Source organism: Hahella sp. KA22 (genome assembly GCF_004135205.1).
GTDB lineage: Bacteria > Pseudomonadota > Gammaproteobacteria > Pseudomonadales > Oleiphilaceae > Hahella.
This window is the reverse complement of the sequence record NZ_CP035490.1, coordinates 4,565,478-4,579,615: the sequence shown is the minus strand read 5'-3', so window position 1 is coordinate 4,579,615 and position 14,138 is coordinate 4,565,478. Positions and strand designations below refer to the sequence as shown.

Here is a 14,138-nt window from a genome sequence, read left to right as displayed (position 1 = left end):
TCTTCATATAATATTTTTGCCAGAAAGTTAAAAATAGTGGTCTTTGAGGTGTTTCATTGACTCAACGGGATAAAGTTGCACAGTGAACAGAGTATTTGTTGACACAATGGTGTTTCGATATGCCTCTAGCGTAAAAGTATCGACTCATGCCAAAAAAAGCGAAGGCTATATCATTCAGCCAACCGGTGAGAAAAGGTCTGCAACTTTCATGATGGTGAATAATGACGTGATTCCCAGTTCTGAGAGACAAGATATTCAATCAGAGCTCGAGGCAATCAAAGCCATTTCAGACTTAGCAAAAGACGGACAGTTGACCTTGTGCTATTCACATGAAGTCAACTTGGAGCTATGTTGTCAGCCCCTCGTTGACATTGCCATAGGCCGCTTTCACGGTGCACCTTGTGAGATAGTTCACTCGCCGTTACTGAAAGTGGGTAAGACCGATTTTGCCAAAGATGATGACAATCTATATCCACTAAAAATTTATCCGGATCAAGTTAGAACCATTTCCGCTTTTGACATTGATTCAGAAACAAGCAGTGAAAAACTGGAAGAATTCATGCGGGAAGCTTTACTAAGAATTCCAATCAATAGCTTCCTGCATCACATGGACTTCAAAAATACAATAGCCATCGTTAAAGAGGTCTCAGGATACAAGACAAATGCTCCCGTGCTGCTTTACTCCCTTCTAAAAATGGTGCCAGACAAGCGTTATACCGCTATTCTTCAGGCGTTGAATGTCAGAGAAATAAACGAGAAGAACAGGCCAAATACCTATCTGGATGCTTTGCACCTATGGACTGCTGAAGAAGCACACTGTGATTTTTTCATGACCACGGATAAGAACATACTGAACCAATATAAGTCGCATACAGTTCAGGCACTAACACCATCACAGGCAATTCAGGCGCTCAGTCAAACTCAATAGAGCGCAACCTCAATCAGGTAAACGGTGGTGTTCTTTAGGTTGCGGTGCCCCATGAAATGCTGAGTGGTGTGATTGTGAATATTCTGCTCCATCAAGTCGGTGGCGATTCAAATCACGATAATTGCGTCCCTTCGTGAGCCTCATCTTGAACGCTGTACTTACACACTATCAACATAACATTCTGATATTAAAGACCAATATCGAGATTGAAAATCTCGAGCCTTGTCGTTGACCAAGGTATGGGCAAGTAAGTTGCCTCCCAATGGACGGTGTGAGTCGAAACTATTTTGGTCCCATCGACGGGCATTTTTCGCAATAGGGTGTCTTACACATTGTGAGGCACTCTTTGCTCGCGCTCCATTGCATACGCGGCAACAAAGACGGCAAGTTCTAGCGTTATTCAAAGCAGCTTTCGCTAACCGATATCCTCCCACGCGCATTTGCGATTTCCCCTCAAACAAGTAATAGTCACTAATGAATCTTTGATGCTTTTCAAACTGTTAAGGATGAGGGGACATGGATATTCAGAAGCTGTTCGATGATAAGGCGGAGATCTACGCGAAGGCGCGGCCGCATTATCCCAAGGCGTTGTATCAGTGGCTGGCGGATGCCTGTGGCGGGCATGAGCGGGTGTGGGATGCGGGGTGTGGAAACGGGCAGGCGGCGGCGGATCTGCGGGAGTATTTTTCTGCAGTGGAAGCCAGTGACGTCAGTGCGGCGCAGATTGAAAACGCGCCGACTTACCATGGAGTGCATTATTCCGTGCGGCCCTGTGAAGACACCGGTTATCCAGATGCTTATTTCGACGCGGTGTGCGTCGCTCTGGCCTTGCACTGGTTTGATTACGAGAAGTTCTGGCCGGAAGTGAAACGAGTGTTGCGTCCGGGCGGGTTGTTCGCAGCCTGGGGGTATAGCTGGCCGCATCTTGGCATGGAATTGGATGGCGTTTTGGAGCAGAGCTTATTGCAGGTGATCGAGCCCTATTGGGCGCCGCAAAATCTATTGCTGTGGAACGAATACAAAGACGTGCCGTTTCCGTTTGAGCCCATACGCACGCCGCGGTTTGAACTGATCATGCCCTGGACTCTGGACGAATTTTTCTCCTACCTGCATAGCTGGTCGGCGACCCGGCGCTGTATGGAGGACCGGGGAGATAGCTTCTTCGCGGATAGTTACGCCCGAATGAGGGAAGCCTGGGGCGGGGTGGAAACCCGCCCGGTGACGCTGGATGTATTTATCCTCGCAGGCCGCCACGGGGGCTAGCCGCGACTGTACACGCCAACCAGCCGATTCATGCCGATGACATGGGGCTCCACTTTCGCCAGCAGTTGCCAGAGTGTGAGCCCTTCCGGCAGGTCCAACTGCGCGTTAAGCGCCAGAATCCAGAAATAATAGCGATGGGTCCCGTGTCCCGGCGGCGGCATGGGGCCGCCATAACCGGTTTTGCCGAAGTCTGTCCTGCCGCTGGCGTAAGCGTTGACGCCCTCCGGCAGACTGTGAACGTCGGCGGGAATGTTATACAACGCCCAATGCACGAACCCGTAAGTTCCCTGGGCGCCGATCAAGGGCGCGTCCGGATCGTGGCAGACGACAGCGAAGCTCTGCGTTCCCTCTGGTTCTCCCGACCAGGACAGCGCTGGCGAGACGTCTTCGCCTTCGCCGGTATGTTTGCCGGGGATGCGGCCGTCATTGCTGAACGCCGCACTGGTAAGCTGCATGTTGGATAAAGCAAATCCCATGAATCCTCTCCCTTAAATAGCCTGTTCCTGATTGAACGGATTTATTGCGTCACGCTGGTGAGAAATTCACCGAAACGGCTCCAGGATTTTTTGTCCGCATCTTCTCTGTATCGCTCCGATCCAAATACCGTGAAAGCGTGAGGCGCGCCGCTATAAGTAATCATTTCGTGGCGCACGCCGCTTTTTTCAAGCTCATTGGCCAAGGCCGCGAACTGGTCCATGGTGATGGCGGAATCGGCGCTGCCATGCATGATCAGAAGCTGGCCGTGGGTTTTGCTGTAGTTCTGTCCGTCCGGTGTTTGCAGTCCGCCATGAAAGGTGGCGAATCCTTTCAGGTCGGCGCCGGAACGGGCCATTTCCAATACCGCCGCGCCGCCGAAGCAGTACCCCATGGCGACAGCGTTATTGATGTTTCCTCCCTCTGACTTCGCCGTATCCAGCGACGCTTGCAACAGCTTGCGCATTTTATTGCGGTCTTTATAAAGTTCGCCGGTATGCTGGCGTTTGTCTTCATCTTTGGTGGGACGCACGCCCGCGCCGAACAAATCGACGGCGAATACCGCGTAGCCCATGTCTGACAGCATTTCCGCGCGCTTGACTTCGTAGTCGGTCAATCCGTCCCAATCGTGCACCAGCAGTACCAGCGGGGCGTCTTTGCCGGGGCTGACGTAGTAGCCTTCATAAGCGTCGCCATCGACCTTATAGGTGACGTTTTTGCCCGCGGCGAGGGCGCTGCAGGAAAAGACAAGACTTAGCAGGGTGAGTAGTGGCTTTCTCATAACCGGTCTCCGTATTAGTTTTTATTGTGAGGCGCGCCGACGCTGGGAGGGCCGGCGACACTACTCAGTCTAGTACGAAGCGGGAAAGAATCAGGTTTACAGGTAATAAATCCACGCGCCAGCAATGGTGGTGGCGACTACCACTTTCCACGGCGCCAGTTTCCAGATAGTTAATAAGCAGAACGCGGTCAGGGCGACGGCGAAGTCTCGTGGGGATAGCACGGAACTGGTCCATACGGGATGATAGAGCGCAGAACCCAGCAAACCGACCACCGCTGCGTTAGCGCCCGCCATGGCGGCCTGGGCGCGGGATTGCTGGCGGAAACGGTCCCAGTGTGGCAGGACGGCGATAACCAGCAGCATACCCGGCAGGAAAATGGCGATGAGGCTAATGACGGCGCCGAGCAGCGCATTGGGCGTCAGCGATACGGAGGCGCCCAAGTAGGCGGCGAACGTAAACAACGGCCCTGGAACCGCCTGCGCGGCGCCATATCCCGCGATGAAACTGTTGGCGCTGACCCAGCCCGTATCGACCACGCTGGCTTCTAACAAAGGCAGCACCACATGACCGCCGCCAAACACCAGCGCTCCGGCCCGATAGAAAGCTTCGAACAGCGCCAGGGCATTGGAGCCGGTGGAGAGGGTAAGCGCTGGTAGTATCAGCAATAAAAGGAAAAAGGTCGCCAGCGCTACGTAGGACTTGCCGTGAGGAAACTCCACCGGCCGATGCTCCTCCGCTTTGCGTTGCGCATGACCGCAAAGAAGCAAACCCGCCCCGGCGCCAAGCGCAATGACGCCTATTTGTCCGAAGGCCGAGGGCAGGGCGGCGGTCAGAATCACCGCGACGAGGGCGATACCGGCGCGCTGTCTATCTGGACACAGATTACGCGCCATTCCCCACACAGCCTGAGCGACCACTGCGACTGCAACCAGCTTCAATCCGTGGATCAGACTTTGCCCTATGCCTCCGGCAAATGCGTCGGCGCTAAGCGCGAAGAGCAGCAGAAACAACGCGGATGGCAAGGTAAAAGCAGTCCAGGCGGCCAACGCGCCTTTCACGCCGCCACGCCGCATTCCCAACGCGAACCCCACCTGACTGCTTGCCGGCCCCGGCAGGAACTGACACAGCGCCACCAGATCGGCATAACTTTCTTCGCTCAGCCAGCGCCGCCGAATAACGAACTCATCCCGAAAATACCCCAGATGCGCCACCGGCCCGCCAAAAGACGTCAGACCCAGCTTTAAAAACGCGCGAAAGATATCGCCAGTCGTGGAGGTTTGAGCGGGAGCGTCAGTGAGGTCGTTCATAGCGGCGTTTGTGAATCAAAAAGTGCGAAATGCTAAGTCTGTTATATTGCGCTTTGATGACAAAAAAGAGTCTCTTTCAGATTAAGTGAAAAATTACTCCAAGCCTCTTTCCTGCAGGAGCTTTTGCAGAGCGGGGAAGTCGCTGCTGTTGCGAATATAAGGTTGATCTTTCACCAACAAGGCCAGCTCCCGCCAGCGCTCATGGGCCGCGACATCGGGGTGCGTAATGGCGCGTACCATCATTACGTGACTTTTAAACGGCGTCACCCATTTCATTAAATCTGGGTGTGATAGAATTTGGCGTTGGGGTAGCAGTGTGTCCATGAAGGTATAGTGATCCAAATCTAGCAAATGGGGAATGAGCTGGTCCCATTGCGGGTGGTTGTCCAGAACGGCCGGTAAAATAGTATCCTCCCCGACAGGCGCTTGGTGTTCGTTACAATCGCTCATTTCAATTAGTTTAAGCACCAAGCTAAACCATTGCGGATGGGCGCGGGCGGCCTTTACCCCAAGCAGTTCGGCGACGCTATAGGTGGTGCTGTAGCTATCGAATCCCTGACATAGCCACCCTTCGTCATCTGCGATAGAAATACGTTCACCATAGATTTCTTCCGCCACATCCTCGAAGTCGCGGGAAGCGTTGATCGCCGCCTCCACCAGCTCTGGCCAGCGTGGATGAGCGATGGCGTCAGGGTGGGCGAGTATTTCGCTACAAGCTATATTTGCTGATGTGGATGCGTAATCATCTTTATGTATCGACATGTGAGCAAGTAAATCCGACGCCCAGTTGGCGTCTTGAATGGCGGAAGCGGTTAAAAGTTGCTCCAGTTCTTTCACGACGGAATATCCTCTTGGATCTCTTTGTAAATACACGGACAAATGGCCGATTCACCGTCCGCTCCACGGGTGTTATACCTTAATACGGCCGCCAACGCTAACCGGTATACGGAGTGCGCAGCGGCCTGTCGCGCCAGTGACGGCGCAGCTTCGAAAGGGTATTCGACTTATTGATAAGGTCGCTGTTGAGACGACCTGCGCAATATGAGCCAGCAATCCGGTTTAGTCGCTCGGCGACGCCTATTCTTTTCAATCAGACAGAAGTATTCATGGTCAGAATTATTGGTCCGGCAAGCCCCCGATATCGTTTTGAGAAATGTCCCGTGCAGGATAAATACATCCTGGTCGAGAACGCCCCGTTCGAAACCGCCGCCGCTACTTTGGGCGAGGCCCTGACGCAATACGCTAACGCCTTCAGCGCCAGCATCCGGCCTTTTGACGGCGACGACAACATCCCATTGCCGGAAGGGGAGTCCAAGTACTTTTATTATCTGGACAAAAACTCCGTGCACGGCGAAGCTATCGTTGATATTCACATACATCGTCACAACGGCGAACACCTGTGTCCCGGCCAGGACATGAACTTTCAACTATGTTCCGGCGATGCGGTGACCATCGGCGCACTGGCGTGTTAGGGTGACCTGCATTCACTAGGGAGAGTCCGTTGTTCACCGACCAGTAAACACAGATTAACTACCGCCTTCCTTTATATGTAAGTCCTATCCGCTAGTCAGTGGGAAAACGTACTGGCTGGCCCTTTCCCGTCGTTTCGCTCAGTAGAATTGACCAAAAAAATTTATGCTATTAGGCTGATTCTTCGTTTGCTTGGATTTGGCTACTATACAGTCGATTTTACCTTTTAGAGCCCACCTAAATATGGAGATTTATCCCGCATGAATGCGCTTGCGACAGAATTTACCCGAACGACCTTGAGCCAGCCTGGCTTGACTAATCATGGCTTTAAACGCTCATTCGGAAATGCAGCATCTGGCTATATACTGATGTTTGATGGTGTAGTGAATGAATCTGGCCGAAAAATATATATACCAGGCGGTGATCTAGGGAAGCGTTTCGCTCACTTAGTAGCAGTCGGTGGCAACGAAGAACTCATCTTGTCCCGTCTATCCCGGCTAAGGTCATGCGCAGGGGGATTTCAGTCTTATTCTAATAAGCGAAATGCATTTGAACATGTTGACCTAGTGGAAAACCTGCGCATTAGTTATGTAATTCGCCAAGATAGCGTAGACGGCCTTTCCCCGGGTGTGTATATAACGGATATTGAACTGGTAGAGCATGCCGAAGGCCATAAGCCAGGCTTTTATCACGTCAAATACATAGTTGATAGTTGGAAAGTAAGCTCATCTCCTGAAAACAATTTGTCCAGTAAGCATGTTGCAATAAATGGGGACTTTACAGAGAATCTCAAAGTAGCTGCGACTCAGACAATGCCAGCTATTATCAAGGATGCCTATGATGATCAAGCTTATTTGGAGCAAGAAGGCTATACGCTAGCTTATAACCCACCACCTTTGTATCGGGACTGTACAGAGTGGACAACCCCGGAGCAAAAACAAACCTCTGCGTCATTCACTGCAACAATGCTCGCAAGAGGCATTTATAGGACACAACGAATTGGACGAGAGATTAATTGGACAGTTATAGGTAACGGCGCTGACTTGATGTTTAGCGCTCTTAAGCAACTGCCACCCAACCTGCAGTTGGACAAGCATACTGTATTTTTAGGCGCACCAGGAATGATCGCCAACCCTTTACTGCTTGAAATGCAGAGACGTGGTATGACTTTGGCGAAAGATGTAACAAAGACACAAACGGATGACTGGACTTGTGTAAGGACTAAAATGCTTGAACAGTTTAAAACTGCGGAGATTTTAGAGAAGTGGGGAGGCGCCCCTTCAGAAGTTGCAGAAAAGGTTCGCGTGCAGGCGCGAATTGATGGTGCTTGGGGCTTTGGTTTTACCGCTTCTGCGTTTGGTACGGGCTTCAAGATAGGCTCAATTGCAATGGGGGCGCCAATAATCTCTACATTTGGAGGTGGCGCTGCCGCTGCTGTTTCTGCGGTTGGGCTGTTGTTTGGTGCGTCTAAAATCAGAAACATAATAGCCAATAGCTCTCGAAGCCCTGTGCTTAATCCTCATCTAAATCCAACAAAAAGTAACGTTGATTTTAATACGCAAGTTATTAATCAGTCTGGAGGGTTCAAACAGTCATTCATGGCTTTGGTTCGTGACGTGAGGTCGCGCTGGTAATGCGATTGATCAAGTCATTTAAAGCATCTTTAATGAATCCACTGGGGCCTGACTTCAAGTCAGCCCCATGGCGTCATTTTAATTTGTCAGGAAGTATAATTAAGTTTAAGTGCCCCCCACATGAAATATCTTCTGCTTTGAAGGTGGCTCCTGAGCATATTGATATATATAAGGATGATCTATTTAAAGTCTGGAGCAGCAAGAAAGGAATGTCTCTTGAGCTATTGACAACGGGATGGAAATTTTGGGACAGACCTTTCGGAAAAGGTGCAATTGGCCTGACCGTTACAAGCATTAAACTACGTCGACGACACCCACACTTTCAGAAAGTTGACAGCTTTTTCATTCAAAGCGCTATGTCGCAGTGGCTGTTACAGTATTGTGAGGATATGTGGGGAAGCCTCAATAGAGATACTAGGGCGCGCAGAAATAAAAAGGTCAGGCCGGTAGACCCGGAACGCGACTTCTGGCGTTATCCTCAAACAGAGAATGAGATTGATATCGTAAATATCAACGGTTGTAACTGGTATGTGATTCTAGCAAAACTGCCTGAAAAAGCAGTCGAAGTAGAATGGCACGCCCCAATTTCAGATGACCATGATCTTGCGATTATATTTGAGCCGAGCGCGATTAGTTGTGAGTACTACAAACAAGACAACAATATCCCTAAGGCAGTAGACGAAGCCATAAATGAGTTTATGTCTAATGTTTTTGTTGAACTTTCCCAAGAGTATAAGAAGCGGCTTGACGATATGATATCTCTGAAAAACAAAAGTTAACATGTTTTAGGTTTAACATTTACGTAATACAGTTGTATACGCCTTCAAATTTAATCTTTCCAGCACTGAATACGCATCCAAGGTACGATTAATCAGGCAAACAAGTAGCTTTCTTCTATAAATGGTTGATGGAGTAATTAATCGTAATAGTTGAATAGATGGCGATCTTGAGGCTGCAGCGCTACACGAAGAGAAGGATGAATAGTCTGACTTCACAGATCCGCCAGAATTAACCGATGAAAACCTAAAATGCGGCAAAGAACATCTTGATGCAAAACAGATTACGCAAAGTGAGTTTGAAGATTTATGGGGCTCTACACGAAACTAGCAGTAGTATCACCTGACAAGGCGCTGTTGTCGCCGCTTTCGCGTCTGAGACAACTGTCACGTTGCACTGGCTACCCGAAAGCTAGCGGTAGCCGATTATGAAAAGACGACGCCCCACAGTTCCAATTTCCGAATGGAAATTGGCTACCCACTTAGAGGCAACCCATGAAATTCAGAATCAAAAGGGTGTGCCAGCTTACGGCTGTGATTGTGAGTGGTGCTTTAACTGGAAGCATTGCTGGAAGGTTGTTCTTCCTGAAGAGTTGCAGGGGCAACTTAAAAGGGTTGGAGTGGAGCTAGACCATCCTACTGACGTATACAAATTTAGCGATAACGAAAATGGGTCTAGCATAAGGGTGGTCTATCATTCTGTGGGCAAGATTCTAGAAGGCCCTAATCACTGGAAAAGGACTGATATGGGGGCGATTCAGATGCTTATGTATTCCACAATCAGGGAGAACCCATACTTATCTCTGGTCGTGTTTCCCCAAAGTCAGTCCCTTGATGAAGCGCCGGTTCTTAAAAATCCATCTGCTGGAGAGCTGGTGCGGATTGATTTCCGTCTTGCAATACCAAATGAAGTGATTAAAAGTAATGTGCCAAGTCTCACCTGACAAGGCGCTAATGTCGCCACTATCGTGACTGGGATGGCTTACGCTACGCTTCAGTCGTCCCAATGCATAGCGTTATGCGCATATTTGATTATTGAACGTTTTCATGAAAACTGAATATTTGAACATAAAGCCAAATGCAGGGAATCTACCGGTACTGTCTTCTGTACCATTTCGCGCCATCGTTGTGGTAGAGGAACCGGTTTCTCCCGAGTGGCAACATGATCTTAGCAGAAGCTTGGTCAAAGCTGGCTGCCTTTACATGATGGCATGGGGTAACGAGGCAAGTAGTTGGGATGATTCAGTTGATCACGCTAATCTTGAAGCATTCAGCTACGGTGATATTCCAAAAGAGAAGTGTGTGATGACTACGTGGCATGATAATGAGCCCCTTGAAGCGGTTTTCTCTTACTCGAAAAGGCTCGCTCATCATCCTGTTTTAGATTTGGAAAAAACGGTAATAGTCCATATTGCATCTACGAGCAAAGAGAATGACTACTTATCGGCGTATATAGGCGCTTAGCGTCGGGGTTGAAGTGTATCGCACGTAAAACAATTGCATGCAGTGGAGCAACCTACGCTCCGTCATGTTTCAGTAAAGACTGACGGTAGATTTGAGTTTGAATCATTCTCAGGCGGAGCGCATAAGTTCTGCACATGACAAAAATATCAACCTGACGCCCGGCGACGCAGACTGTCCAAGTATTAAATTTCACCAATATGAAAGAAATTTATCTCTGATCTGCCCCCTCACTTTTTAATCCACTCTGAACTTAGTAATGTTCATCACCAGAGAGGAACTGCAATATGGATCTCATTTTTGAGCCCTTCGTTGGCTTGGGACCACTAAAATTTGGTATGTCAAAGTCGGAGGTAGAATCTCTGCAGGCAGAGGTTTGTGGCATTGGAGATTGCGATTATCAAGACGGCAAACTTAGCGCATTTTCGATCTATCCAGCCGATGCTGAACACCTAATTATCATTGGCGAAGATGTTCAGAAAATGGATAAGTTCTCGGCCGCACTTCATCTGGCTAACCTGAGCGCTGATTATGGGCAAGCCCAGGGCGGATCGCTCTACTTCATGGATTTAGGTTGCGCTATTCTCCAGTTTGAATCGCCTTCACGTGAGTTCTTATTCTTCGCGCGCGAGTACGATACTGGAGAACCACTGAGGGAAATGGCGCTATCTTCTATCAAGTCTTACTACGAAGATAACGCCTGGGACGCCTAATAGTTATTTGTTAAGGGGGGCGACAGCTGTTTAGCAAACTGTAGCACGCGGCCCGTTCCGGGCATTGAACTCAAAGCGAACAGGCGTTCGTTTTTCACCCGAGTACAAGAGTGTTAAGGTCACAAAGGTTGAGTAAACCAAAAGTAGCAACATCGTTTTTTACCCCACAGTCTGATTAGATACCCACTTGGTAACCTGCACGCTCACATCAATCCGAAACTCACAAGGAACTCTGTTTTGTCTCAAAAAGACCTTCCGCCTGTTGCAAAGCAAGTCGCTATTTTGATTGTACTCACATCGCTTTCTTTGGGCGCTTTGGTGTGGTTTGGCTTTGCGGTGGCGTCAACGATTAGTCAGGTGACGGCGCTCCCGCCCAGTTTGTATCTTGAGCCGGCGTTATACGGCATGTTGGGGATTGGCTTGAGCCTGCTTTCTTTGTGTGTAATGGGATTGTTGGAGCTGCTGGCGAGGCTGAAAAGGCCCTTACGAAAAACCACCGAAAACCGCATTTTTAAAATACTGCAGCCTGTCCTGTTTGGAGGGGTGGTGGCGATCTTTCTGCTGCCGGTGCTGATTTACTTTCCCTTGTCGGCGTACCTGAAAAACCAGGGGTATGGCGATTGCGAGGACGCTTCCTATTCCGGGTTGAGATACCAGTATATGGTTTTCGCCAAGTCGGAAGCCGCCTGCGCGCAGGCGGCGCAAGAATAAACGCGCATTTCGGTCTTTGTAATAATTCACCTTACGGGACATCCCTGTCCCTGTTTCCCACACTAAAAGCTCGCGGACAACCCTATCTGCGCCCAGCGGCCCGGCATGGGATAGCCTGGGCGATAGGCGTATTCACGGTCGAATAGATTCTCCACGGCGACAAAGACTTCGCCGTCCTGACCCAATGGGGACAGAGGATAGGAGACGCGCATATTGGCCACGGTGAAGCCGCTGACTTTCTCTCCATTAACGTCCCCTGACGCCCGCTTGCGCGTCAGCGCCCAGACCTCGGATTGATGCTGCGCGTCCATTGCGAGGCGGAAGGGGCCAACCTGGCCGTTCAGACCTGCGGTAACCGCCCGTTCTGGAGTGTAGGGAAGGTTGTCGATATCCGGATCGAGCAACGTCAGCCCGCCAAACAGGGACCATCCCGCCGGCAACGTCTGGCTGATCGATAATTCGACGCCGCGCATACTGTAGTCGCCGAAGTTAATGAACTGTGGGCTGGAGACCTGTGGAGGAAAAGCGAAGACGTAGCGGTTTTTCACCTTGTCTTTGAAGACGCTGAGGTCGATCTGGGTGGTGGTCGTCAACGCGAACTTGGCGCCGGCTTCCAAATGATCCAGCTCTTCCGCTTCCAGTTGTTTCCAGCTATCGGCCAGAGGCGGTATCGCCGTCGCCAGCGTTGGCGCTTCCAGGCCCGGATAATTGACTCCCTGGGAAGCATTGACGAACAGCGTCAATGAGTCCGACATCAGCGACAGACCGGCGTAAGGCGCGGTCTGGGCGTCAAATTCATTGTGATCGTAATAACGCACGCCGATGGACGGTGACAGCATCCATTCATCGTTGAGCATGAACAGATGACTCAGTCCAACGTAGGGCGACCACAGTTTGAACGTCGGCGCATCCAGGTGCGCGCGTCGGGTGGGGTCGTCGCGATTGAAATGCGCTTCACCGGAGACGCGGTCATAGTCCAGGCCTGCAACCAGGGTTCCATCCATCCAGGGCGAGAATTGTTCGCGCCAGCGCAAGCCGCTCATGGTGAAATCCGACAGCGTATCGCCATCACCGCCGCCCTGGTGATACCAGTTACCTTCGCCGGAGCTGTGATGCAGGCTGAACTCGCCGGACCAGTCGCCATGTTCGTGGGAGAGTGTGGTCGCCAGCATGAAGGCCTGGGTGTTGTACTCCGGCGCCACATCCGGCTCGGGGTCTCCTTCTTTGCCTGGATCAGTGCTTTCATTGTCCACGTAAAGACCGCTGAAAGAGGCCGCCCAGTGCTCATTCAGTTGCGCGCCAACCCGACCGAAAAGATTCTTCAATTCGCCGTCTGCGTTTTTGCGGTGGCCGTCGGAAGTGGCGTAGCCTTGCGCCAGAATAAAGTCCAAATCCCCGTTACTGCCGGCCAATTCTGCTTGCTGTACTCGGGTGTGGTATTTGCCCGCGGAGAAGCGCATGGCGCCGTGAACGCCTTCCTCTGTCGCTCGCTTGGTATGCAGATCGATGGAGGCGAAGTTATTGCCGTTGATCTGCGGTTGCGGGCTTTTATACACGGTCATGGACTGCATGGCGTTGACGGGCAACAGGTCTAAAAGTGGGTGTCCCCATAACCCCATGTACAGCGGCAGGCCGTCGATGTAGGTCTTTATCTCGCTGCCTGGACGGGTGACGCCCATGCCGCGGATGAACACCGCGCCGCCCTGATCGCCGCCGAAAGCGCCGACCGGGTTATAGCGGGAAATCTGTACGCCCGGCGTGCGGCGTAGCGCAGCGGTAAGGTCCACTGCGTTTTGATCACGAATCTGCTCTGCGGTGACAACGGCGGACGTGCTGGAGAACATATCCACTTCCACTTCTTCAATGACCGGCTTGGCGGTCACTATCATCGGTTCCAGAACGGTGGTTTGCGCATGCGCGCCGCCAGCGGCGGTCAACGCGACCGTCACGGCTAGTTTCTTGGGGGAAAATTTCATAGTACTGACTTGCTTGACTGCTTATTGGACTTGAACGGATCAGTTTTGTGGATGGTTTTGATGATGCGCGGACATACCCGGATCATTGGGCGTGCCAAACAGCCCGAACTGCGCCAGCTTTTGGGGAGCGATGGACTGTTCCGCTTCAGTCAGTTCCGAAATGAGCTGGGAGGCGGTGTCCTGAGGGATGCCGGCTTTGTGCAGCAGATCCGCTTTCTTGAACTCATCGCCGCCGCAGGCCAGCACCATCCACTTATCGCCGTCCCGGCGCAGCAGAGCGCGTCCGCCACGTTCGCCCTGAATCCAGTCGGCGATGGCGTAGTCGTCAACCACGATGACGGGCGCTGTCTCCACCTTGTGGTGAGGCTGGTCATAGGTCTCGGAGATAAGTTTGACCACTTGCTGCTGCTCTTGCGTCAGACTGTCGTTGGCGAAGGCGGGCGCGACCAGCGCCGAACTCAGCGTCAGAGCGGCGAGCAGGCTACGGAAAGAGATGGGCGGTGAAGACATCCTGTTGTTATGACAATTTTTCATGTTATTCCTCAGAAGAGTTTGGCGGTGTTTTAAACATGTTAATAATCGGGCGCGCGGAGGCGCCTGCGCGGTGATAAGCCGCGAGAAGACAGAACCGGACATCGGGCGG

General features: G+C 51.3%; 15 protein-coding genes. 9 read left to right on the top strand and 6 right to left on the bottom strand.

Annotated features, from left to right (window positions below; translation table 11 throughout):
- Nucleotides 1–82: 82 nt before the first annotated feature.
- Complete coding sequence (locus EUZ85_RS20230; protein WP_127971336.1) at nucleotides 83–928, top strand: hypothetical protein; 846 nt, start codon at nucleotides 83–85, stop codon at nucleotides 926–928.
- 516 nt (nucleotides 929–1,444) lie between these two features.
- A complete protein-coding gene (locus EUZ85_RS20225; protein ID WP_127971335.1) occupies nucleotides 1,445–2,191 on the top strand; it encodes a class I SAM-dependent methyltransferase in 747 nt (248 codons plus the stop codon).
- Here the strand turns inward: EUZ85_RS20225 and EUZ85_RS20220 are convergent.
- From EUZ85_RS20220 to EUZ85_RS20205, 4 genes are all read right to left on the bottom strand, one after another.
- Nucleotides 2,188–2,667, bottom strand: coding sequence for a YbhB/YbcL family Raf kinase inhibitor-like protein (locus tag EUZ85_RS20220; RefSeq protein WP_127971334.1), 480 nt, complete (start codon nucleotides 2,665–2,667; stop codon nucleotides 2,188–2,190). The genes EUZ85_RS20225 and EUZ85_RS20220 overlap by 4 nt on opposite strands.
- Nucleotides 2,668–2,708: 41 nt before the next feature.
- The gene (locus EUZ85_RS20215; protein WP_127971333.1) at nucleotides 2,709–3,446 is read right to left on the bottom strand and encodes a dienelactone hydrolase family protein; all 738 of its coding nucleotides are present in this window, start codon (nucleotides 3,444–3,446) and stop codon (nucleotides 2,709–2,711) included.
- 96 nt (nucleotides 3,447–3,542) lie between these two features.
- Nucleotides 3,543–4,754, bottom strand: coding sequence for a chromate efflux transporter (gene chrA / locus EUZ85_RS20210; RefSeq protein ID WP_127971332.1), 1,212 nt, complete (start codon nucleotides 4,752–4,754; stop codon nucleotides 3,543–3,545).
- 93 nt (nucleotides 4,755–4,847) lie between these two features.
- Nucleotides 4,848–5,591 carry a hypothetical protein gene (locus tag EUZ85_RS20205; RefSeq protein WP_127971331.1) on the bottom strand — a complete coding sequence of 248 codons (744 nt, stop codon included), beginning with the start codon at nucleotides 5,589–5,591 and terminating at the stop codon, nucleotides 4,848–4,850.
- Nucleotides 5,592–5,860: 269 nt separating this feature from the next.
- Between EUZ85_RS20205 and EUZ85_RS20200 the strand changes: the two genes are divergently transcribed.
- From EUZ85_RS20200 to EUZ85_RS20170, 7 genes are all read left to right on the top strand, one after another.
- Nucleotides 5,861–6,226 carry a hypothetical protein gene (locus EUZ85_RS20200; protein WP_127971330.1) on the top strand — a complete coding sequence of 122 codons (366 nt, stop codon included), beginning with the start codon at nucleotides 5,861–5,863 and terminating at the stop codon, nucleotides 6,224–6,226.
- A 258-nt stretch (nucleotides 6,227–6,484) separates the two neighbouring features.
- A complete protein-coding gene (locus EUZ85_RS20195; protein WP_127971329.1) occupies nucleotides 6,485–7,858 on the top strand; it encodes a hypothetical protein in 1,374 nt (457 codons plus the stop codon).
- The gene (locus tag EUZ85_RS20190) at nucleotides 7,858–8,637 is read left to right on the top strand and encodes a hypothetical protein (protein ID WP_241566815.1); all 780 of its coding nucleotides are present in this window, start codon (nucleotides 7,858–7,860) and stop codon (nucleotides 8,635–8,637) included. Before EUZ85_RS20195 ends, EUZ85_RS20190 begins: the two co-directional genes overlap by 1 nt.
- 425 nt (nucleotides 8,638–9,062) lie before the next feature.
- Nucleotides 9,063–9,578, top strand: coding sequence for a hypothetical protein (locus tag EUZ85_RS20185; RefSeq protein WP_127971327.1), 516 nt, complete (start codon nucleotides 9,063–9,065; stop codon nucleotides 9,576–9,578).
- Nucleotides 9,579–9,681: 103 nt separating this feature from the next.
- The gene (locus EUZ85_RS20180; protein ID WP_127971326.1) at nucleotides 9,682–10,098 is read left to right on the top strand and encodes a hypothetical protein; all 417 of its coding nucleotides are present in this window, start codon (nucleotides 9,682–9,684) and stop codon (nucleotides 10,096–10,098) included.
- Between the two features lie 284 nt (nucleotides 10,099–10,382).
- Nucleotides 10,383–10,808 (top strand): hypothetical protein, encoded by a 426-nt coding sequence (locus EUZ85_RS20175; protein WP_127971324.1) that lies wholly within the window; start codon nucleotides 10,383–10,385, stop codon nucleotides 10,806–10,808.
- 237 nt (nucleotides 10,809–11,045) lie between these two features.
- Entirely contained in the window at nucleotides 11,046–11,519 is a 474-nt protein-coding gene (locus tag EUZ85_RS20170; RefSeq protein ID WP_127971322.1) for a hypothetical protein, read from the top strand.
- 62 nt (nucleotides 11,520–11,581) lie between these two features.
- On the opposite strand, the gene EUZ85_RS20165 is transcribed toward EUZ85_RS20170, so the two are convergent.
- Together EUZ85_RS20165 and EUZ85_RS20160 are read right to left on the bottom strand one after the other, a co-directional pair.
- A complete protein-coding gene (locus tag EUZ85_RS20165; RefSeq protein ID WP_206617927.1) occupies nucleotides 11,582–13,495 on the bottom strand; it encodes a TonB-dependent receptor in 1,914 nt (637 codons plus the stop codon).
- Between the two features lie 39 nt (nucleotides 13,496–13,534).
- Nucleotides 13,535–14,029: a copper uptake system-associated protein gene (locus EUZ85_RS20160; protein ID WP_127971320.1), complete on the bottom strand. Its 495-nt coding sequence runs from the start codon at nucleotides 14,027–14,029 to the stop codon at nucleotides 13,535–13,537.
- Nucleotides 14,030–14,138 lie beyond the last annotated feature (109 nt).